The sequence below is a fragment of the Bacillus sp. PPSBB_11 genome, from assembly GCF_038023285.1.
Classification (GTDB): Bacteria; Bacillota; Bacilli; order Bacillales; family Bacillaceae; genus Bacillus; species Bacillus altitudinis.
The window spans coordinates 328,326-347,266 of the sequence record NZ_CP150633.1; the positions used below are offsets into that span (position 1 = coordinate 328,326).

Annotated in this window: 20 protein-coding genes; 6 read left to right on the plus strand and 14 right to left on the minus strand. The window is 42.8% G+C overall.

What is annotated here, in order from left to right; translation table 11 throughout:
• Positions 1-7: 7 nt before the first annotated feature.
• Together V7L95_RS01570 and V7L95_RS01575 are read right to left on the minus strand one after the other, a co-directional pair.
• Positions 8-328: a thioredoxin family protein gene (locus tag V7L95_RS01570; RefSeq protein ID WP_003217665.1), complete on the minus strand. Its 321-nt coding sequence runs from the start codon at positions 326-328 to the stop codon at positions 8-10.
• Positions 315-1,343, minus strand: a complete 1,029-nt coding sequence (locus V7L95_RS01575) for a PTS sugar transporter subunit IIC (RefSeq protein WP_019743715.1) — start codon at positions 1,341-1,343, stop codon at positions 315-317. Before V7L95_RS01575 ends, V7L95_RS01570 begins: the two co-directional genes overlap by 14 nt.
• Before the next feature lie 200 nt (positions 1,344-1,543).
• Between V7L95_RS01575 and V7L95_RS01580 the strand changes: the two genes are divergently transcribed.
• Positions 1,544-1,990: a YtoQ family protein gene (locus V7L95_RS01580; protein ID WP_007501817.1), complete on the plus strand. Its 447-nt coding sequence runs from the start codon at positions 1,544-1,546 to the stop codon at positions 1,988-1,990.
• A gap of 43 nt (positions 1,991-2,033) precedes the next feature.
• Here V7L95_RS01580 and V7L95_RS01585 read toward each other — a convergent pair whose 3' ends face one another.
• On the minus strand, positions 2,034-3,107 hold the full coding sequence (locus V7L95_RS01585; protein WP_076822445.1) for a M42 family metallopeptidase: 1,074 nt from the start codon (positions 3,105-3,107) through the stop codon (positions 2,034-2,036).
• Positions 3,108-3,306: 199 nt separating this feature from the next.
• Here V7L95_RS01585 and V7L95_RS01590 point away from each other — a divergent pair, with 199 nt between their 5' ends.
• On the plus strand, positions 3,307-3,621 hold the full coding sequence (locus V7L95_RS01590) for a PepSY domain-containing protein (protein WP_003217759.1): 315 nt from the start codon (positions 3,307-3,309) through the stop codon (positions 3,619-3,621).
• 40 nt (positions 3,622-3,661) lie between these two features.
• Here V7L95_RS01590 and V7L95_RS01595 read toward each other — a convergent pair whose 3' ends face one another.
• From V7L95_RS01595 to trmB, 3 genes are all read right to left on the minus strand, one after another.
• Positions 3,662-5,359: an NAD-dependent malic enzyme gene (locus V7L95_RS01595; RefSeq protein WP_008343042.1), complete on the minus strand. Its 1,698-nt coding sequence runs from the start codon at positions 5,357-5,359 to the stop codon at positions 3,662-3,664.
• 73 nt (positions 5,360-5,432) lie between these two features.
• Positions 5,433-6,281, minus strand: a complete 849-nt coding sequence (locus V7L95_RS01600; RefSeq protein ID WP_008343041.1) for an MBL fold metallo-hydrolase — start codon at positions 6,279-6,281, stop codon at positions 5,433-5,435.
• Between the two features lie 115 nt (positions 6,282-6,396).
• Positions 6,397-7,038 carry a tRNA (guanosine(46)-N7)-methyltransferase TrmB gene (gene trmB / locus V7L95_RS01605; RefSeq protein ID WP_025207815.1) on the minus strand — a complete coding sequence of 214 codons (642 nt, stop codon included), beginning with the start codon at positions 7,036-7,038 and terminating at the stop codon, positions 6,397-6,399.
• A 189-nt stretch (positions 7,039-7,227) separates the two neighbouring features.
• Here trmB and V7L95_RS01610 point away from each other — a divergent pair, with 189 nt between their 5' ends.
• Positions 7,228-7,503: a YtzH-like family protein gene (locus V7L95_RS01610; RefSeq protein ID WP_024719286.1), complete on the plus strand. Its 276-nt coding sequence runs from the start codon at positions 7,228-7,230 to the stop codon at positions 7,501-7,503.
• Here the strand turns inward: V7L95_RS01610 and V7L95_RS01615 are convergent.
• The 4 genes from V7L95_RS01615 to thpR all read right to left on the minus strand — a co-directional run bounded on the left by V7L95_RS01615 (position 7,500) and on the right by thpR (position 11,074).
• A complete protein-coding gene (locus V7L95_RS01615) occupies positions 7,500-8,300 on the minus strand; it encodes a phosphotransferase family protein (RefSeq protein ID WP_026050132.1) in 801 nt (266 codons plus the stop codon). The two genes, V7L95_RS01610 and V7L95_RS01615, sit on opposite strands and share 4 nt — an antisense overlap.
• A gap of 284 nt (positions 8,301-8,584) precedes the next feature.
• Positions 8,585-9,514, minus strand: a complete 930-nt coding sequence (locus V7L95_RS01620) for a YegS/Rv2252/BmrU family lipid kinase (RefSeq protein ID WP_017367869.1) — start codon at positions 9,512-9,514, stop codon at positions 8,585-8,587.
• A gap of 47 nt (positions 9,515-9,561) precedes the next feature.
• Entirely contained in the window at positions 9,562-10,497 is a 936-nt protein-coding gene (locus V7L95_RS01625; RefSeq protein WP_340967850.1) for a hypothetical protein, read from the minus strand.
• Between the two features lie 25 nt (positions 10,498-10,522).
• Positions 10,523-11,074, minus strand: a complete 552-nt coding sequence (thpR, locus tag V7L95_RS01630) for an RNA 2',3'-cyclic phosphodiesterase (RefSeq protein ID WP_048001455.1) — start codon at positions 11,072-11,074, stop codon at positions 10,523-10,525.
• A 90-nt stretch (positions 11,075-11,164) separates the two neighbouring features.
• On the opposite strand from thpR, the gene cysK reads away from it, so the two are divergent.
• Positions 11,165-12,097 carry a cysteine synthase A gene (gene cysK / locus V7L95_RS01635; protein ID WP_196297671.1) on the plus strand — a complete coding sequence of 311 codons (933 nt, stop codon included), beginning with the start codon at positions 11,165-11,167 and terminating at the stop codon, positions 12,095-12,097.
• 52 nt (positions 12,098-12,149) lie between these two features.
• Here the strand turns inward: cysK and V7L95_RS01640 are convergent, their stop codons facing one another.
• Entirely contained in the window at positions 12,150-12,767 is a 618-nt protein-coding gene (locus tag V7L95_RS01640) for a Type 1 glutamine amidotransferase-like domain-containing protein (protein ID WP_144625015.1), read from the minus strand.
• 27 nt (positions 12,768-12,794) lie between these two features.
• The gene (pepV, locus tag V7L95_RS01645; RefSeq protein WP_340967852.1) at positions 12,795-14,195 is read right to left on the minus strand and encodes a dipeptidase PepV; all 1,401 of its coding nucleotides are present in this window, start codon (positions 14,193-14,195) and stop codon (positions 12,795-12,797) included.
• 94 nt (positions 14,196-14,289) lie between these two features.
• Here pepV and V7L95_RS01650 point away from each other — a divergent pair, with 94 nt between their 5' ends.
• Together V7L95_RS01650 and V7L95_RS01655 are read left to right on the plus strand one after the other, a co-directional pair.
• The gene (locus V7L95_RS01650) at positions 14,290-15,588 is read left to right on the plus strand and encodes an NCS2 family permease (RefSeq protein ID WP_046526516.1); all 1,299 of its coding nucleotides are present in this window, start codon (positions 14,290-14,292) and stop codon (positions 15,586-15,588) included.
• A 369-nt stretch (positions 15,589-15,957) separates the two neighbouring features.
• A complete protein-coding gene (locus V7L95_RS01655; protein WP_008356419.1) occupies positions 15,958-16,179 on the plus strand; it encodes a DeoR family transcriptional regulator in 222 nt (73 codons plus the stop codon).
• A 272-nt stretch (positions 16,180-16,451) separates the two neighbouring features.
• Here V7L95_RS01655 and V7L95_RS01660 read toward each other — a convergent pair whose 3' ends face one another.
• Together V7L95_RS01660 and V7L95_RS01665 are read right to left on the minus strand one after the other, a co-directional pair.
• Positions 16,452-17,168, minus strand: coding sequence for a pseudouridine synthase (locus V7L95_RS01660; protein WP_017367874.1), 717 nt, complete (start codon positions 17,166-17,168; stop codon positions 16,452-16,454).
• 16 nt (positions 17,169-17,184) lie between these two features.
• Positions 17,185-18,807, minus strand: coding sequence for a polysaccharide biosynthesis protein (locus V7L95_RS01665; RefSeq protein ID WP_019743707.1), 1,623 nt, complete (start codon positions 18,805-18,807; stop codon positions 17,185-17,187).
• Between the last annotated feature and the right edge of the window lie 134 nt (positions 18,808-18,941).

Sequence of the window (18,941 nt, forward strand, 5' to 3'; positions counted from 1 at the left end):
CCTTTCGTTATTTAGAAAGAGAATCTGTTAAAAATGCTTCAATCTCTTCCTTTGTCTTACGATCTTTGCTGACAAAACGGTTGATCTCTTGTCCGTTTTTAAAGACTAAAAAGCTTGGAATTCCGTAAATTTCCCACTCTGCACAAGTGTCGATGAACTGATCTCTATCCACATAGAAGTATTCAAATTCTGGATAGTTTGCTTCAAGCTCTGGCAAAAACGGCTCAATAAATGTGCAGTCCGGGCACCAGTCAGCTGAAAATAGTAATACGGTTAAGTCTTCTTGAATCACTTTTTGTAATTCTTCGTTTGATTCAATTTTTTTCATGTTTGATTCCTCCAGTTTGTATACTTAAATCTCCGAATTGTATATAGCCTTTCTTTCTCATCCATTCTGATACTACCAAACTAATCACTGCCGGGCCAACGATATGCAAGAGAGCAATAGCGAGGAAAACGGAAGGATGAAATCCCATGACTGTGAGAGTCATGAGCTGGCCGACAAGTCCGCTCGTTCCCATACCCGCTCCTGCCGCATTATTGACCATCCCAAAGCCAATGATACCAATTGGCGCAAGAATCAGTCCTGCAATCGTCGGCGGAATGAGAATGAGCGGATTTTTCACAATGTTCGGCAGCTGTAGTTTTGATGTTCCAATGCCTACCGCAGCAAGACCGCCAAAACGATTTTCCCTAAATCCTGCAGCAGCAAAGCCGACCATCTGAGCACAGCAGCCAATCGTTGCCGCACCAGCAGCAAGACCGCTTAAATCAAGCATCAGCGCAAGCGCAGCGCTTGAAATCGGTGAGCTAAGAGCAAGTCCAACAATGGTTGCAACCAGCATGCCCATGATGAGTGGACTTTGGTCAGTCCCCCATACGATCAGCCTGCCGAGCCCTGTCATCACCGCCTGAATCCCAGGGCCAATAAAAGCAGCAGTGAGAAAACCTGTGATAATGGTCACAAGCGGCGTTAAAATAATATCAATTCTTGTCTCACCACTGATCAGTTTGCCTAATTCCACACCAATGAGAGCAGCCACGAAGCTTCCAGCGGGTCCCCCAAGCTCTGCTCCAGCGGCACCTGAAACAACACTTGCGAAAATAATTAAAGGAGAAGCGTTTAAGCGATAAGCAACCGCTACGCCAATTGCTGGTCCCATCAGCCCCATAGCGAGCGTTCCCATTTCCACGATGAGAGGAAATGATAACAGGCCGCCTGCTGTTTTTAAAATCAGCCCTACCACTAATGTAGCAAATAGACCTAAAGCCATATAAGAGAGTGCATCAATAAAATACACCTTTGGCGAAAGGGAAATACCCTTTCTTTTTAAATAAGTCATCAACGTCGTCTTCCTGCTTTCTCATAGGAAAGACGAAGAGGCCTGTCCTTCCCATTATATGTAGTCTTCTTACGATGAAAAATAGTCTCTACCATGAATATCATAATCATATTTTTTTTGCTTTATCAAGCACTTCTTGTGTAACATGAAAAGAAACAGGGCAAACCTTTACTAAGTTTGTGCACAAGGAGGAGATTGTTATGCAATTAACGGTTTATTTAGCTGGAGAAATTCATAGCCAGTGGCGCGATGAAATTAAGGAAAAAAGCCAGTCGTTGAAACTACCAGTAACGTTTGTTGGTCCAATGGAGAATCATGACCGATCAGATAACATCGGAGAAGATATTTTAGGCGGGCAGCCAAATGCCATCTTGAAAGACGATGCGGCTTCTGATTTGAACAATTTCCGCACCGAACTATTATTAAATAAGGCAGACGTTGTCATCGCCCGCTTTGGTGAGAAATATAAACAGTGGAACACGGCAATGGATGCTTCTTCTGCCATCGCCAAAGGGAAACCCCTTATTTTGATTCGTCCTAAAGAATTACATCATCCCCTAAAGGAATTATCAAACAAAGCAAATATCACTGTCGAAACAGTGAATCAAGCGATTAAGGCGTTGTCATACGTGTTTGAACAGGAATAAGAAAAAGGCTGTGCTCTTAATGAGGCAGCCTTTTTCTTATCGTTTACACTTGTTGATAAATCGAATCCACCGTGCTTTGATCACAATTTTTCACAAGACGAACAATTAATTCTTTTGCCGCTGCATAATCATCCACATGCAAGACAGAGTGACTTGTATGAATGTAACGCGCACATACACCAATAACAGCAGATGGTACACCTTGATTTGAGATATGAACACGTCCAGCATCCGTACCGCCTGGCGATACGAAATATTGATATGGAATATTGTTTGTTTCGGCTGTATCGAGGACAAATTCTCTCATGCCTCGGTGCGTAATCATCGTGCGATCATAAATACGAAGAAGTGCACCTTTTCCAAGCTGGCCAAATTGTGATTTGTCTCCCGTCACATCATTTGCAGGACTCGCATCTAGAGCAAAGAACAGATCCGGTTTAATCATATTCGCAGCTACCTCAGCCCCTCTGAGCCCTACTTCCTCTTGGACGGTTGCGCCTGAATATAGCTGACATGAAAGAGCTTCGTCTTTTAATTCTTTCAATAATTCAATGGCAAGTCCGCACCCATAGCGGTTATCCCAAGCTTTGGCTAAAATCTTTTTCGGATTGGCCATTGGGGTAAAGACCGTTGCAGGAACGATTTGCTGCCCTGGGCGAACGCCAAGCTCTTTCGCTTCTTCTTCACTGTCTGCACCAATATCAATCAGCATATCTGACGGTTTTACTGGTTTGCTTTTTTGTTCTGGTGTCAGAAGATGAGGAGGTGTGCTCGATACAACGCCCGGAATTGGCCCGTGATCCGTATGAACATCCACACGCTGCGCAAGCATCACTTGACTCCACCAGCCGCCAAGTGTTTGAAAACGAATCATTCCATTTTTCGTAATGGATGACACCATAAAGCCGACTTCATCCATATGACCAGCCACCATAATCTTCGGCGCGTTCTCTGGGCCTTTGCGGACACCAAACACTCCGCCAAGACGATCCTGTATGAGTTCATCGGAATATTTCTCAAGTTCCTTTTTCATAAAAGCACGCACATGGTGCTCATTACCTGGAGCCCCTTGTAATTCTGTTAAATTTCGGAAAAGCGACATTGTTTCTTCGTTCATTTGACAGTTACCCTCATTTCTATGTAATGACCATATAAATTCCTATAAAAATAACACTCACTTTATACTATAAGAATTCTTTCGGTTTTCCAAGTATCTCTCCAGAAATTTTGAATATGCTTTCAAGTATTCGGATTTCTTAACATCGCTGGACAAGTTTTGTATAATGGAAAAAACAGCAATACGGAGGTGCAGCACGTTGAAGTTAAAACATGTTCTGATTGGTGCGAGTATTGGCGTAGCCGCTGCAATTGTTGCAAAGAAAGTCTTTTTCCCGACGTATATCTCGTCTGAAAAAGCGTTAAAAATTGTGAAATCTGCTTTTAAACAGCGCGGCCCGATTGATGGCTCTTGGATTTATACTGTACCAGAACCGTATACCGTAAATGGTGAAACGATTGATGTGTACAAATCTGGCATTACACGCTCCGCCTTTGGCGAGCTGGAACAGTATGAAGTCATGATTGATGCAAAAACAGGCATGATCGTTGATGTCATTGATTCTGTTGCTTAATAAGAAAGCTTCGCAAAGACAAGTCCTTGCGAAGCTTTTTTTAGATGGCTTTGATTTTTTTGTATACAGGGTGCCACATGGCGTCTTGCACAGCCTGAATGAGATCATCAGGGGTTTCTTCCGCAATTCCTTCGTCAATCGCTGCTTGTGCCACACGGACAGCCACTGTCGCTGAAACTGTTCTGAGCTGATCAACACTTGGAAGCATCGCAGCACCCGGTTTTCCGACATTGACCATGCTCGCAATCGCTTCAGCACTCGCAACAAACATGCTGTCTGTCATGAGGCGGGCTTTACACACAATCGTTCCAAGACCAAGCCCTGGAAACACAAGAGCATTATTTGCCTGCCCAATTTCATATGTCACACCACCATATTCAACCGGATCAAACGGGCTTCCCGTTGTGACAAGCGCACGGCCTTCTGTCCATTCAATGAGATCTTCCGGCTTTGCCTCTGAAAGAGGTGTCGGGTTTGACATCGGTAAAATCGCTGGCCGCTCTACATGTGACGCCATTTCTTTCACTATTTCCTCTGTAAATGCCCCACCTACAGTTGAGGTACCAATTAAGATCGTAGGTTTCGCCTGCTTCACGACCTCTAACAAATCAATGGAATGCTTTGGACCATTACGTGCATAATCCTTCACTTCATCAGAACGTCTTGCATACGGCTTTTGGAATGGCTGAATGTCGGGTGAATCATCTGTGAGCAATCCCGTTTTATCAATACACCAGAAATGATCATATGATTCCTCTTCTTTGACACCATCTCTCACGATGGCATCACGAATTTGCTCGGCTATACCAATCCCTGCTGTACCTGCTCCAAAGATCACGATTCGGTGATCTTTCAGCGGAACCTTCGATGCTTTTGCACAAGCCAGAACGGCAGCAAGTGAAACGGCTCCAGTTCCTTGAATATCATCATTAAATGTACAAATACGGTCCTTATATTTTTCCAAAATGGCGCGCGCATTTTTTGTACCGAAGTCTTCCCAGTGAAGAAGTGCATTTGGAAAAGTCGCACGGGCAAGCTCGACATATTGATCAATAAACTGATCATAGCGCTCTCCTCGAACGCGGGAGTGCTGATTTCCCACATAAAGCGGATCATTTAAAAGGCTTTCCTGGTTGGTCCCAGCATCAAGCACCACTGCCAGCACACGGCTAGGATCAATACCTGCTGCAGCTGTATAAACAGCCAGTTTTCCGACTGAAATGGCGATTCCGCCAACACCCCAGTCACCGATGCCTAAAATTCCTTCTGCATCTGTTGCGACAATGAGATCAATTGATTCATCCACTCCGTAAGATGCAAAAATTTCTTCCATTCCTTCTAGGTCATCAATAGATAAATAAATTCCTCTTGGCTTTCTATACTCGTGGCTGTAACGCTGAATCGCTGTTCCTACGGTCGGTGTGTAAACAATCGGCAGCATTTCTGCCAAATGCTCATTTAATAATTTATAAAAGAGCACTTCATTTCTGTCATGAAGCGCAGTTAAATAGACATTTTTCCCAAGTGCGTCTGGCTGTGCTTTGAACTGCTCATATGCACGCTTTGCTTGATCCTCTAGTGTTAACACCTTCGGCGGCAGAAATCCCTTTAACCCAAGCTCTTCCCGCTCTTCCTTTGTAAATGCGACCCCTTTGTTTAAATAAGGGACAGACATGACTTCCATCCCTCTTAACGGTGTCTCGATGACATCACCATGTACACGATAAAATTGATTCACCTGCACTCTTCCTTTCACAAGTTCATTTTGTCGTTATTTTGTGTGAAAGGCGAAAAAACATACAGATGATCTTTTATCTTCCGGTTTCTCTTTTGACCTCATGGGTCATTGCCCCGTCTTCATCCCACTTTACAGCACGGTAGATGGCATCATGATAAAACAAGTACCATGCATTGTTTTCTTCGGCGAATGCCTGCCATTTTTGCTTCGCCGGGATCGAGGTCATTGGATAATCATCGTATGCCAACACCCAAAGCGGGTTTTTATGAGCGTGTGTCGGCATGATATCCGCTAAATGAATAGCCGTTTCTCCCTGACTTGTGAGCGTTAAGATGCTATGCCCATCGCTATGTCCGCCTGTATGATGCAGGCGGATGCCTTCTGTTACTTCGATGCTATCTTCAAATGTCATGACTTGATCGGCAACAGGCTCCCAGTTTTCTTTCCAATATGTATTTCTTGAGCGGATGTTCGGCGCTCTCATTTCGTCCCATTCAATTTTGGACGTGATGATTTTTGCCTGTTGAAAAACAGACACGAGCTCATCGCCTTCACGTTTTGTCAGCCCGCTTGCATGATCAAAATGCAAATGAGTCATTAAGACGTAATCTATATCAGATGGGCGCAAACCGAGAGCCGCAAGTGATTCTTCTATTTTCGTTTCCTCTGTGACGCCATAATTGCGTTTTTGTTTCTCTGTCAGCTTCCCTGACCCGATGCCAGAATCTACTAACAGATGAAGACCGTTCCACCGTATGAGCATTGGATCACACCGTAATTCAATTTGATTTCGATCATTCACAGGGTATTTTTTTGACCATAATGGCTTTGGCACCACGCCAAACATGGCACCGCCATCCATGTGTGTATCTCCCCCATTTAACCAGAACAGTTCCATTTCACCTATTTTCATTGTCTCCATTGCTGTCATCCCTCCTTTTTCTATCGTAGCAAATACAAAGGAAAATCGCATGTGCTAATCTTTTATCAAAAAAAGCTGACCGCAATCGTTCGTTGCAGCCAGCTTTGTTCGCTTGTTATTCAGGGAATTTTACTTCTGATCGATAGATCGGTTGTCCCATGGAAGAGAATTTCTCTTCATATTCTGTCATGACATTTCCTTCGAGACCATCCTCATGTAAATCAAGGCTCACATACGTTAAAAGGAGTCCGTAAGACGAAAAGCTTTTCAAGGAATATTCAAATAGTCCGCGGTTATCGGTTTTGAAATGTAATTCACCGCCTGGACGGAGGATCTGTTCATATCGCTTTAAAAAGGCTTTAAACGTCAACCTACGTTTTTCATGCCTTGATTTTGGCCACGGATCAGAGAAGTTCAAATACACCCGGTCAATCTCATTTTCCGCAAAGACATCTGTCAGTGTCTCTGCGTTGATGTTTAGAAGCTTTACGTTTTCTACATCTGTTTCTTTGATTTTATCGACTGCCGTCACAATGACACTTTTAAATAATTCAATGCCGATATAGTTTATCTCAGGATGAAGCTTGCCCATTCCGGCAATAAAACTCCCTTTTCCTGTACCGACTTCGATATGGATTGGATGATCATTTCCAAACAGCTCATGCCATTTCCCTTTGTATTGTTCAGGGTTGGCTAAAGCAATATGAGCATTTTCAGCTAAGTAATCATCCGCCCATGGTTTATGTCGCATTCTCAATTTGATACACCTCTATTTTCTTTACATTTTATCAAGATACCATGAAACATAAAGAGCCGCAAGACAGCATCTTATCCGCACATATGAAAAAGACCAGCTGCTAATTGGGCTGGTCTGCTTCATGTATAAATTCAAAGCTGAATGCACAGTTTAACCACATAAATGACACGCCTTGAAAGGAGCATACGTATGGGATTAAACCGCCAACATCAGCTTCAATTAATCAAAGATATTTTAACTGATCACCAGCTGGATTGCTGCGGGACTGTTGCAGAATATGAACAGGTGGGACGCGTGATTCAATTAATGCTGGCAAAAGAAGATTTGGATGCTGACGTTCGTCAGCTACTAACAGATATTTATGATTACAGCCAAAAAGGTACCTCTGTCAGTTCAATTGATGCACATATCGAAGCGCATCAATCGCATCTATCTGACTGGGTCGAGAACATTCCACTGTCTTAATGGATGTTTAACCGTTTTAAGAGTGCATGTAGCTCGGCTTGCACTTCTTTTTGCGCCTTTTCATTTCCTTTTCTTTTATGCCAAACGACAAACGAGACGGTTTCAGCCAGCACATACCATGCCATGCGTTTTCGCAAGTTGTCGGTCAGCGGAGCACCATACATAGAGAGCCAGCTTTCCCAGTTCTCTTCTTCAACATAATGGTATAAGAGCGGTCCAAGATCAATCGCTGGATCTGCAATCATTGCCCCGTCCCAATCAATTAAATAGAGCTGATTTTCATCTGTCAGCAGCCAATTATTATGGTTGAGGTCACAATGGCATACGACCTTATCCTCGAAATGAACTGCGTCCACATGTTTCTCTAAATACTGGATGGCGCGCGTGATATCATGTGAGTCAATCTGCTCTTTTAAGATCGATGCCTTGAGATGCATCAAGATCGATGCCGGGTCAAGCGAGTGCTTTTCTAATCGTTTCAGCATATCGAGCAGCTCTTTTGATGTATGAATTTTTCTTAGCTGCTCCGCTACAGGACGGTCATTCATGTCCTTTGGCTTCAGCTCTCTGCCGCTCAGCCAGTGCTGCGCAGTAATGACATCCCCATTTTCCATCCGTTTTGTCCAGACAAGCTTCGGCACAATGCCTTCAGCTGACAAAACCGCAAGAAACGGTGACGTATTGCGTTTTAAAAATAGCTTTTGGTCATTGTGTGTTGCGAAGTACGCATCTCCCGTAGCGCCTCCAGCAGGAGAGATGTGCCATTCGCTACCTAATATTTGTCCCAACCAGTTCATATCAATTTTCAACCCATCATTTCTTAAAATATTTTAAATCATGCTTTTTTAGTCGACAAAATTCAGCCGATTGAGATCAATTGGCTGTTTATTTTTTATTTATATGATCATAAAAACAAAAAGGACAGCTATTGAGAATGAGATGCTAAACAATAGCCGTCCTATAGATTTTATCGCTACCTTCTTATACTCGTCAAGCAAAACTAGAAAATCAGGACAAGAACCTTATGAAAAAGGAAGTCTTTTTTCATGTTTCTTTTGCTCGTGCGCACACTGGCTGCTTCTTAGCCACGTAATTTTAACGATCGCTCACTAGCCTTAACAAACACTGGAGTGGCGCCAATCACTTCTCCATCGGCGTGAAATAAAATTTTTTCATCTGCCTCCAAGTAGGCTTCTTCATGCTGAAAAAGGGTGACTCCTTCCATTACAAGGTGCTTTTTAAAAACCATTGCACTTAAAAATAAGAGAACTTTCAATGGATTCAAATCCGTGACAACGAGCGTTTGAAATCCTGATTGCCTCGCACTCGCTTCCGGCGCTGCTTCCAGCCCGCCCCCATAGTAAGGGTGATTACATACGATCACAAACCACACTTGGCGAAAAACTTTTCTCTCATTTTCAATAAAAAGAGCAAGGTCAAACGGTTTGAATGACCATAACGAATGTAGAAAAGACAGCGGGTAGATGATAAACCCGAGTTTGAGTCGGTTGAGCCACTTTTTCCCTCTAAAATGTACCGTTCTCTTCAAGACATGCGCATCAAACCCAACACCAATATGATTGAGAAAAAGAACAGATTGCGGACTTTCTGCATGATCTTGAAAGGAACCGAGAGAAAATGTTTTCGTCAGCATCCTCTTTTGTTTTCTCACTTCTTTGATCACATCATGACGCTGGATGCCCAGCCCCTTCGCAGCATCATTCCAATGACCTGCTGGGACAAAGCTTAGCTGCACATGATCAATTTCTTTTAAACCATTCAGTACTTCATGAAATGTGCCGTCACCGCCAATGACGATCAGCCGTTTCAATCTGTCGTCTTGCATAGCGCTAATCTGTCTCGCCAAAACTTCGGCATGTCCTTCATGCTGGGTAAGAAACGATCTGTAGGAGATCTCTACCTTTTGTAATTCTTTCTCTATGCTTCTCCAAGTGCGGAGTCCTTTTCCTTGTCCTGCTGCTGGATTGACGATAAAGTACCATTCATTCATATATTAGCTCCACTCAGGTCTCATTTTTTGGTGACCTTGATATGCCTTTAATCGAGCCATTCCTGCCTTCTTTTGCTGTCTGATTCACCATAAGCAAGCAATGCCTTTGTCGCTTTGAATTGCTGGTGCTTTGTCGGCGCGGTGTTTTTCCGTTGCTTGTCAAACCAATCCTCCGCTTTCTTCTTATCGACAACCTCCATCCCGAATGGAACTTCGGGCAAATCAATATACGAGGTGCGGCTGATGAGGATTTTTTTCACAGGAAGTTCTACACCACTTTGCTGTAAAATTTTTGACACAACAGTTCCAGAGCGCAGAAGGCTTGCACAAGGGTTTAAAACGGATTGAACAGCTTTTCCCGTCGCCCGCTTTTCCCAAAAACGTTCCTTCGATCCAATATATACGCTGTCTGGCTCTGCTTCTAAGAAAGATAAACAGATGACTTCAAGCGGCGTAATGAGCACTGGACACAATTCCATCTCAGCTTTTTGAATGAGCAGCACCGGCTTGTACATCACAAAATAAGAATCTGGCAGCTGCCTTGCAAGCATCCGCAGCTTTTCATCATATCGAATGTGGTGAGAGACAGTTGAAATATGAGAGATCGTCGAGCTGGCCCATTTTAACTGAACATCGTAAAGATGATCTTTAAAAAAGTGAATCAGTTTCGTTTCATCGGTAGGAACGTTTGTAAAAACACCTTGTTCTAAATCTGTTGGCTCGTTAAAAAGACTCAGGTCACGTTCCTTTTTCATATCGGCTTCTTTTTGCTTTCTTTTTAAGGAGAATTTCTTTCTCTTTTCTTCCTCTTGCTCAGGTGCTTGCTCGATGGCTTGGTCAGCCTGCTTTTGCACCTGCTCTTTGGAAGCCTTTTTTAACTCGTCCCATCTTTGTTTTTTCAACCGAATAAACTGATTGATGTAATGATGCGGGTCTTGTTCATATCGTGATATATAATCTTGGATTTTAATAATTTGCGCCATCTGCTGCTCACTCCAACCTCTAGAATCATTTATGTAGTGTAAATTGTTTGATCGCGTGATAACGTGGGGTTTCTTTTAGACGAATTTCAAATAAAGCGATACTAGAAACCTCCATCGTATATGGTTCTTTCCGTAAGGGCGCTTGTTCTATATAGGACTGTTCTCTATTCCATTTGCGCGCAATCGTCATATGTGGATGAAAGGGTCTCTTTTCGACAGGATGACCTGCTGTCAAAACGGCTGTTTTTACCTTTTCTCTTAGATCCATCAAAGGCTTACTTTCACTAGGCTTTGCAAAAAAGACTCTCGGCCGCTCCTTTTGACCAAATACCCCTATCTCATTCAGCTTCAGCGGGAAAGCAGACACCTCATGAGACAGCTGTTCAAGCAGCTCAGATATCTTATTTAAACGGTCCTCTGGAATCGCGCCTAAAAACACAAGGGTGACATGATAATCAATGGGTGCTGTCCATTTTTGAAAGGAAAGTCCGCTCCTCTTGTCTATATCCGCTTTCAATTGATACGCGAGTTGTTCAGGGATTGGAATCCCGATAAAATAATGACGGCTTTCGGCCATATTTTCACCTGTCCTTTTTAACAAACTTTACGAATCCCCATTGATGATAGTATAACTAAAGTAATGCGGAATGAGAAGAAAGGGTGTCACATGATGAAGGTTGCACAAAATATAGCTGAATTAATAGGTCATACACCACTTGTAAAATTACAGCGCCTTCAGCCAGAACATGGCGCTGCTATTTATTTAAAATTGGAATCATTTAATCCTAGCGGAAGTGTAAAAGATCGGGCTGCTTACAATATGATCCTTGAGGCAGAAAAACAAGGAAAACTCACAAAAGGGGCAACGATTATTGAACCAACAAGCGGGAATACAGGAATTGGCTTAGCGATGAACGCTGCTGCAAGAGGCTACAAAGCCATTCTGATCATGCCTGATACGATGACCCAAGAAAGAATCAATATTTTAAAGGCATACGGCGCACAGGTCGTTTTAACCCCGGGGGAGGAAAAAATGCCAGGCTGTATTCGCAAGGCAGAAGAATTAGCTGCTCAAATTCCTAATAGCTTTATTCCCATGCAATTTGACAACGGTGCGAACCCTGATGCTCATAGAGGGACAACGGCTGTAGAAATTATGGATGCAGTGCAACAGATTGGGCAGCCGCTTGCCGCTTTTGTCGCCACTGCTGGAACGGGCGGAACCATTACAGGCACTGGAGAGGAACTCAAAAAAGCATTCCCGGAATTGACGATACATGTGGCAGAGCCAAAGGGGTCTCCTGTTTTATCAGGCGGGAAACCTGGCAAACATAAGCTTGTTGGCACAAGTCCAGGATTTATCCCACAAATTTTAAACGAACAGGTGTATGATGAGATTGTGCAAGTGAGTGATGAAGATGCTTACGACATCACACGAAAGCTCGCCCGTCTTGAAGGTATTTTAGTCGGTCCATCATCTGGCGCGGCATGCTATGCAGCGATTGAAGCAGCCAAGCAAATGCCAAAGGATCACATTGTCATTTGTATGACAGCAGACACGGGTGAACGTTATTTATCAAGTGATGTGTTTCAAGATTAAAAAAGGAACAGGGCGTATGCTCCTGTTCCTTTTTCATCGTCATATGAACAACTCAGACCGTCTTGACCTCAGTCTGTTCGCCTGTCACAAGCAAAACTTGTTCATCAGTGAGCGGGCATAAAGAGAGCGTATTTTGATCTTTCTCTATGATATGCTGCGCGGCTTCACCTAAATAAGGATTGTTTATATGCGGTACCGGATAGCTGTTGATCTCATCGAATCCTTCAAAGGAGGATAACTCTAGCGCTTTCTCCTGATCATCCATCAGTGAGATGTATTCAATGCTTGGCGCCATGATAATACTCCCTGCAGATTCTCCGATATACAGCTTGCCTTTGCCAATCTCTTCTTTCAATACACGATCGAGCCCGTGCTTTCTTAATTCTTGCAGCAAATAAAAGGTATTGCCGCCAGATACATACATGACATCATTCTTCCTAATGATCTGTGTGATCTCCTGAACCGTTTGCCCGGTCAGCTGAACAGTCTCTACACGCATTTCTAATTGATGAAAGGCTTCTTTTGCTGCATCGACATAGTGCGTGACTTCTTCCACTTCACTGGCTACCGGAATGAATGTCACACTTTTTCCTTTTAAGGTGTCGCCTGCAAAGTCAGACAAGAGAGAATAGCTGTCTTTGAATGAAGAGCATAAGAACATTTTTTTCACGGTGAATCCCCTCTTCTCTTTCCTTTTTTATTTCGCCAATTCATACATGGCTTGTGCATATAGCGCAGTTGCTCTAAGTAAATCATCGATTTCGATATATTCATCCTTTTGATGTGCACAATCAGGTCTTCCAGGGAATAGAGGGCCAAAGGCAACGCCTGCTTCTAATGACCTTGCATACGTTCCTCCCCCAATCGCAATTAGATGGGCAGGATCTCCTGTTTGTTCTTCGTAGACACGCTGTAATGTTTTCACAAGTGGATGGTCTTTTGAGACGTGATGAGGCGGACTGTCGTCAAATTTCTCAATCGTTGCCCCTTTTATTCGTTCAATCCCTTTTTTGACTTCCTCACCGTCCGCTGTTACGGGATAGCGGACATTCAGCCCAAGCTTCGCTTCTTCGTTTTGCGAATAACGGATTGTGCCAACATTCAAGGTCAAGTCACCACTAATATCATCCTTACAAGCGATGCCGAGTTTTTGTCCTCTTGTGTCTTGATCAAATAAAGCATTTATTTGTGATGTAAAAGCGAGCCCTCTTTCATCTAATTCATGCGCACATAAGAAATTCGCCATATGAATGCCCGCATTTATGCCATTCGCCGGCTCCATTGCATGAACTGATACACCTTTTAATGTGAATGTCAGTCCATCTGCTGTATGGTTTGTCTCACCGGTTAACTGATTTTCCGCAAGATAGGCTGCAAAAGCCGTTTTTAATGCTTCAGCATCGTGATCATTTGCTGCTGCCACAATCGCGCGAGCCTCATCTGGGACCATATTGAGACGCATGCCTGATGTGAATTGCTTGAGGATGTAACGCTTGTTTTCTTCTGATTGTTCGTATGTAAAGGATACGATGGCATCTATGATCCCTTTTTCAGCATGAATAATTGGAAAATCAGCATCTGGCGCAAAGCCAATTTGCGGCATCGCCTCATGCTTGAAATAGTGATCGACGCATCTCCAATCGCTTTCTTCATCTGTGCCAATGATGATTCGAATCTTTTTCGACAGCGGCAGACCGGCATCTTTTAACATTTTCAATGCGTAAAATGCCGCCATGGTCGGCCCTTTATCATCAATGGCTCCTCTTGCAAAGATTTTATTTTCTCTTATGTCCGCTGAAAATGGCGGGGTTGTCCAGTTGTCTCCCGCAGGCACGACATCCACATGACATAGCACACCGACGATATCTTCGCCTTCTCCATATTCAATATGACCAGCATAACCATCAACATTTTTCACTTTGAAGCCCTCGTCCTGCCCTTTTTTGAGCATATACTGAAGAGCCTCATCCACTTTTTCACCGAACGGTTTTCCTGCTGTGCCGCCTTCTTCATCCAAGACACTTTCAATTTGTAAAAAAGATTGTGTATCCTGAATCAAACTGTCTTTTTTTCGTATGACTTCTGCTTCCCAATTCATTTTTCCATTCCTCCTTGAAAAAAGGTTGCAATCCACCCTTAAAACGAATATTATATTAAGTGTTTTGTAATAATGTTCGTAAATGGAGGATTTTATGTTTCAGTTAAAAGAGAACCAAACCAACATAAAGAAAGAATTACTCGCTGGTATGACGACATTCTTTACGATGGTATATATTGTAGCCGTCAATCCAGGAATCCTTTCAGATGCAGGCATTCCTTTTGACCAAGTTTTTACTGCAACCATTATCGCTGCTGTTGTCGGTACCCTCTGGATGGCACTCTTTGCAAACTATCCGATTGCCATTGCACCAGGTATGGGGCTGAATGTCTATTTCACCGTCACTGTTGTTGGTGGTGGGGGTCTCAGCTATCAAACAGCATTTAGTGCGGTATTTGTTGCTGGAATACTCTTTATCATTTTATCGTTAACATCCCTTAGAAAACAACTCATTGAGGCGATTCCAGATAATTTAAAGTACGGGATTACAGCAGGTATCGGACTATTTATTGCATTCATTGGGCTAAGACAGTCTGGAATCATCACTGCTGATCCACAAAATCTTGTGAAGCTTGGCAATTTAAGCTCACCTGTTGTCATTTTGACACTCGTTGGTTTAATGATTTCTGTCATATTAATGGTTCTTCAAGTGAACGGAGCGCTGTTTATCGGCATGTTAGCAACCACGTTAATTGCACTTGTAACAGGTCAGCTTCATTTTCCTAAAGTGCTAGTGGATACCCCAGCACTGCCTGAAGGAATGCTGATTACAAATCCATTCGCTGCGTTTGGCGATGTGTTTTCCCATCACTTGTATGCTGTTGTCTTCTCCTTTTTACTTGTGACGATTTTTGATACAACAGGAACAATGATTGGGGTTGCGGAACAAGCAGGTTTAATGAAAAATGGTCAGCTCCCAAAAGTACGCAGAGCCTTACTTGCTGACTCTGCTGCGACGACAATTGGCTCAATGTTTGGAACAAGCCCAACCACAGCTTACATTGAATCCTCATCAGGAGTTGCTGCTGGCGGAAGAACTGGGCTGACCTCTTTAACCGTTGCTGCATTGTTTATTGTGGCCTTGTTTTTTGGTCCACTCGTTCAAGCCATTTCGTCTTTGCCGTCCATCACTTCACCTGTCTTAATCATTGTCGGCTGTTTGATGATGAATTCAGTGTCACGTATTCGCTGGAATGAGCTTGACGAAGCATTTCCTGCTTTTCTTGTGATTCTTTCCATGCCGCTGACATCTAGCATCTCTACAGGAATTTCACTAGGATTTATTTCATATCCACTTGTGAAGCTGGCAAAAGGAAAATGGAAAGAAGTGCATATTCTTGTGCTCATTTTTGCCGTCTTATTTTTCGTGCAGCTCTTTTTCTTAGAAGGATAACCAAAATAAAAAGACACATTTCTCATTTGAATGTGTCTTTTTTGTATGAATAATTTTTTATTTTGTAAATTTTCTGTGTTTATTTTTTGATCTTTCTTAAGTGGCAATTTTCTTTATACGCCTTGTGTTTATTGGGTTGTAACCGGATTCAAATCATGATATATACCATAATTTCATTCATGAAGACAAGTTTAAAAACACGTAAAGTTGACTTTTTGGTGGAACTAGATGCATAATAACGTGTATAATAGAATAAATCATTAAGAAACACGAACATTTACCATTGTTGCATGTCCTTATTTCGCAGTTTTAGTGTAGTAAGTTGTGGTTAGTCAAGTCCATCCGATCTTATTGATAGGGAGTGGTTTTTTGAAACCTTCAACAAACCGTATGATGACTCGAATAAAATCAGTTTATATGTTCATTCAAGAGAAAGGTCTTGTGACGACACAAGAGCTGGTTGATGAATTCGGGATCACACCTAGAACCATCCAAAGAGACTTAAACGTGCTTGCCTATAACGATCTTGTTCATAGTCCAAGCAGAGGCAAATGGGAAACAACGAGAAAAAAAGTAAAAATATCATCATAAGCGAATAATGAACTTCCATATAACAAAAAGAACCGGCAAAATGCCGGCTCTTTTCATTTTGTTGACAAAGGGCTAAAATGAACTTGATTTTAGCCCTTTGTCTTCTTTTTAGCGTGATAGAAAACCTTTGCAGCCCTAGGAAGGACGAGTACTGGAGCGGAGCGAATTTGACATTCGTGAGAACCAGCACGCAGGACTGACACCGAATGCGAGGGTTTGTCTACACGCTAAAAGAACCGGCGATATCGCCGGTTCTTTTCATTTTCTCTATATTAATCACGATTGATTAAGCTGTCTAACTCTTCCTCCGTCAATTCACGGTATTCTCCGGGCGCCAAATCTTCGTCTAATGAAACAGCCCCCATCGAGAGCCGTTTTAAAAAGATCACTTCATTGCCCACTGCTTGTGCCATCAGCTTCACTTGATGGTACTTCCCTTCTGTAATCGTTAAACGGATTCGTGTATCTGCCTCTTGGTTGGCATCTACTTCAACCTTCGCCGGCTTCGTTCGGTAGTCGTCTAAAATCACAACTCCCTCTTCAAGACGAGTGATGTCTTGATCTCCAAGCGGGTATTTTAGATGAACTTCATACGTTTTCGGGACATGCTTTTTCGGAGATAACAATTGATGAGCAAGCTGGCCGTCATTTGTAAGGAGGAGGAGACCAACTGTATCCTTATCCAGTCTCCCTACAGGGAATGGCTCCCTTGCAATATCCTCTGGCTCTAGTAGATCAACAACCGTCTCATCTCGCAGATCCTCCGTTGCTGAAATGACACCGTCTGGCTTGTTCATCATGAGATAAATGAATTCTTTATACTCTACACGCTCTCCATGCACGAGCACTTCATCATTTGTTGGATCGACATGATCTTTCACCTGCTTCGCCACTTCTCCATTCACTGTGACGGCCCGGGCCTTGACCAGCTTCTTTACATCTTTCCTTGAACCAAAGCCGGTATTGGCCAGCAATTTATCAAGCCTCATGCTTCTCCACCTCTTCTTAACTCTTTTTTCTTAAAAATGACGGCATCCGGCTGCCAAGTACACGCTCTAACAATCCAACTTTATAAGATAAGAACATATACACACCGCCGCCAGTGATCATTGAAATCAAAATAACAATACCAGCTTGTACGATTCCACCTTCATATGAAATGACTTGACTCACAAGCTGACATGTCACATAAGCCACTACAGCCATGATTGCCGTTAAAATACCAATTAAAATAAACCGTTTGAAAATCCTGCGGAACGAATAGCCTGCATGGCGTTTGATCATGATGAACATATACAAAATCGAGGCACTGTAGCCTAATGCCGTTGCAAGCACAGAACCGTTTCCTTGCAGCCAGCTAATCAGCGGGATATTGAGAACCGTTTTAATGATAATCCCTAACAAAAGACTGACGATCGCAAATTTTTGTTTGTTAATCCCTTGTAAAATCGCTGCGTTAATGGTGAATAAAGAAAACAGTAACGCAACAGGTGCATACCAAAACAAAATAGAAGTCCCAATCTCAGGATGCACAGACGGATAGAAAAACCAATAAACTGGTCCAGCCAATGCCGAAATACCAAATGAAGCAGGCAACACGAAGAATAAAATGACCTGCATCGTTTGATCAATTTGCCGATTCAGCAGCTTGTAATTTCGCGCTGTAAAGGATTCCGTTATGGTTGGAATCAATGTTAAACCAAATGCAGTTGCAAGTGACACAGGAATCATGACAAGCTTCGGTAAATATAACGTCACAATAGACAGAACCGCTGTACTAATATCCTGATGTCCTGATGCAATCATCGCTCTGTTAATTGTATTTGTATCAATATAAGAATAAATCGGAATGGCAAGTCCAACAAACACATAGGGTGCTGCATAACTGAAAAGCTCTGTAAACATTTGCTTATAAGATAATCCAGAATAGTCCCCTGTATTCGGCTGCATTGCCAAAAGCCGATCTTTCCGCTTCAGCCAATATAAATAAAGCGTAAATAGACCGCCAAACGCACCAATGAGTGCGGCAAATGTGGCATAACCAACCGCAATAACAAGACCGCCGTCAAGCACTTTTAAAATGATAAACGTCGCTGTTAATAGGAAGATGATTCTGACAAGTTGTTCGATGACTTGGGAAACAGCTGTCGGGCCCATCATCGAGTGGCCTTGGAAAAACCCTCGCACAAGACTCATAATGGGTACAACCAATAGACCCAAACTGACCATCCGAATCACATAAACCACTTGATCAACCGTCAAACCGCCAGTTTCATTCGATCCTCCAAGCTGAATCTTGGCAAAGATCGGTGCGGTCAAATATAAAATAGAAAAGGCGATAATACCGGTGACAAGCATGACCGACATACCCGCCCTGAACATTTTTCTTGTTGTCTCATAATCGCCGATTGCATTATATTTAGAGACGAATTTCGATACCGCTGTTGGAAAACCGAGCGTAGCAATACTTAAAAAGATCGTATACTGATTGTATCCATATTGGAATAGCGCACCACCAGTCGCTCCGACCATTGCGCTAAATGGAATTAAGTAAATCATACCAAGAATACGAGAGAGATAAGTCCCTATCGTTAAAACCAACGTACCACGAAGCAGTTTATTAGACATGCGCTTAACCACCATTTTTCTAATGAATATTCAACTTAACTATTTTAACACATCATTTCATCGCACAGGTAACAAATCCAATACAGAAGTCACAAAACCAATCAATTCATATTTCAGCCTTCCCCAATCTTCGT

Bases quoted from the DNA above. Each gene is read 5' to 3' on its own strand.
- V7L95_RS01570 (WP_003217665.1), bottom strand. From the start codon at position 328: ATGAAAAAAATTGAATCAAACGAAGAATTACAAAAAGTGATTCAAGAA.
- V7L95_RS01575 (WP_019743715.1), bottom strand. From the start codon at position 1,343: ATGACTTATTTAAAAAGAAAGGGTATTTCCCTTTCGCCAAAGGTGTAT.
- V7L95_RS01580 (WP_007501817.1), top strand. From the start codon at position 1,544: ATGCAATTAACGGTTTATTTAGCTGGAGAAATTCATAGCCAGTGGCGC.
- V7L95_RS01585 (WP_076822445.1), bottom strand. From the start codon at position 3,107: ATGAACGAAGAAACAATGTCGCTTTTCCGAAATTTAACAGAATTACAA.
- V7L95_RS01600 (WP_008343041.1), bottom strand. From the start codon at position 6,281: ATGGAGACAATGAAAATAGGTGAAATGGAACTGTTCTGGTTAAATGGG.
- V7L95_RS01610 (WP_024719286.1), top strand. From the start codon at position 7,228: ATGGGATTAAACCGCCAACATCAGCTTCAATTAATCAAAGATATTTTA.
- V7L95_RS01615 (WP_026050132.1), bottom strand. From the start codon at position 8,300: ATGAACTGGTTGGGACAAATATTAGGTAGCGAATGGCACATCTCTCCT.
- V7L95_RS01620 (WP_017367869.1), bottom strand. From the start codon at position 9,514: ATGAATGAATGGTACTTTATCGTCAATCCAGCAGCAGGACAAGGAAAA.
- V7L95_RS01625 (WP_340967850.1), bottom strand. From the start codon at position 10,497: ATGGCGCAAATTATTAAAATCCAAGATTATATATCACGATATGAACAA.
- thpR (WP_048001455.1), bottom strand. From the start codon at position 11,074: ATGGCCGAAAGCCGTCATTATTTTATCGGGATTCCAATCCCTGAACAA.
- cysK (WP_196297671.1), top strand. From the start codon at position 11,165: ATGATGAAGGTTGCACAAAATATAGCTGAATTAATAGGTCATACACCA.
- pepV (WP_340967852.1), bottom strand. From the start codon at position 14,195: ATGAATTGGGAAGCAGAAGTCATACGAAAAAAAGACAGTTTGATTCAG.
- V7L95_RS01650 (WP_046526516.1), top strand. From the start codon at position 14,290: ATGTTTCAGTTAAAAGAGAACCAAACCAACATAAAGAAAGAATTACTC.
- V7L95_RS01660 (WP_017367874.1), bottom strand. From the start codon at position 17,168: ATGAGGCTTGATAAATTGCTGGCCAATACCGGCTTTGGTTCAAGGAAA.
- V7L95_RS01665 (WP_019743707.1), bottom strand. From the start codon at position 18,807: ATGTCTAATAAACTGCTTCGTGGTACGTTGGTTTTAACGATAGGGACT.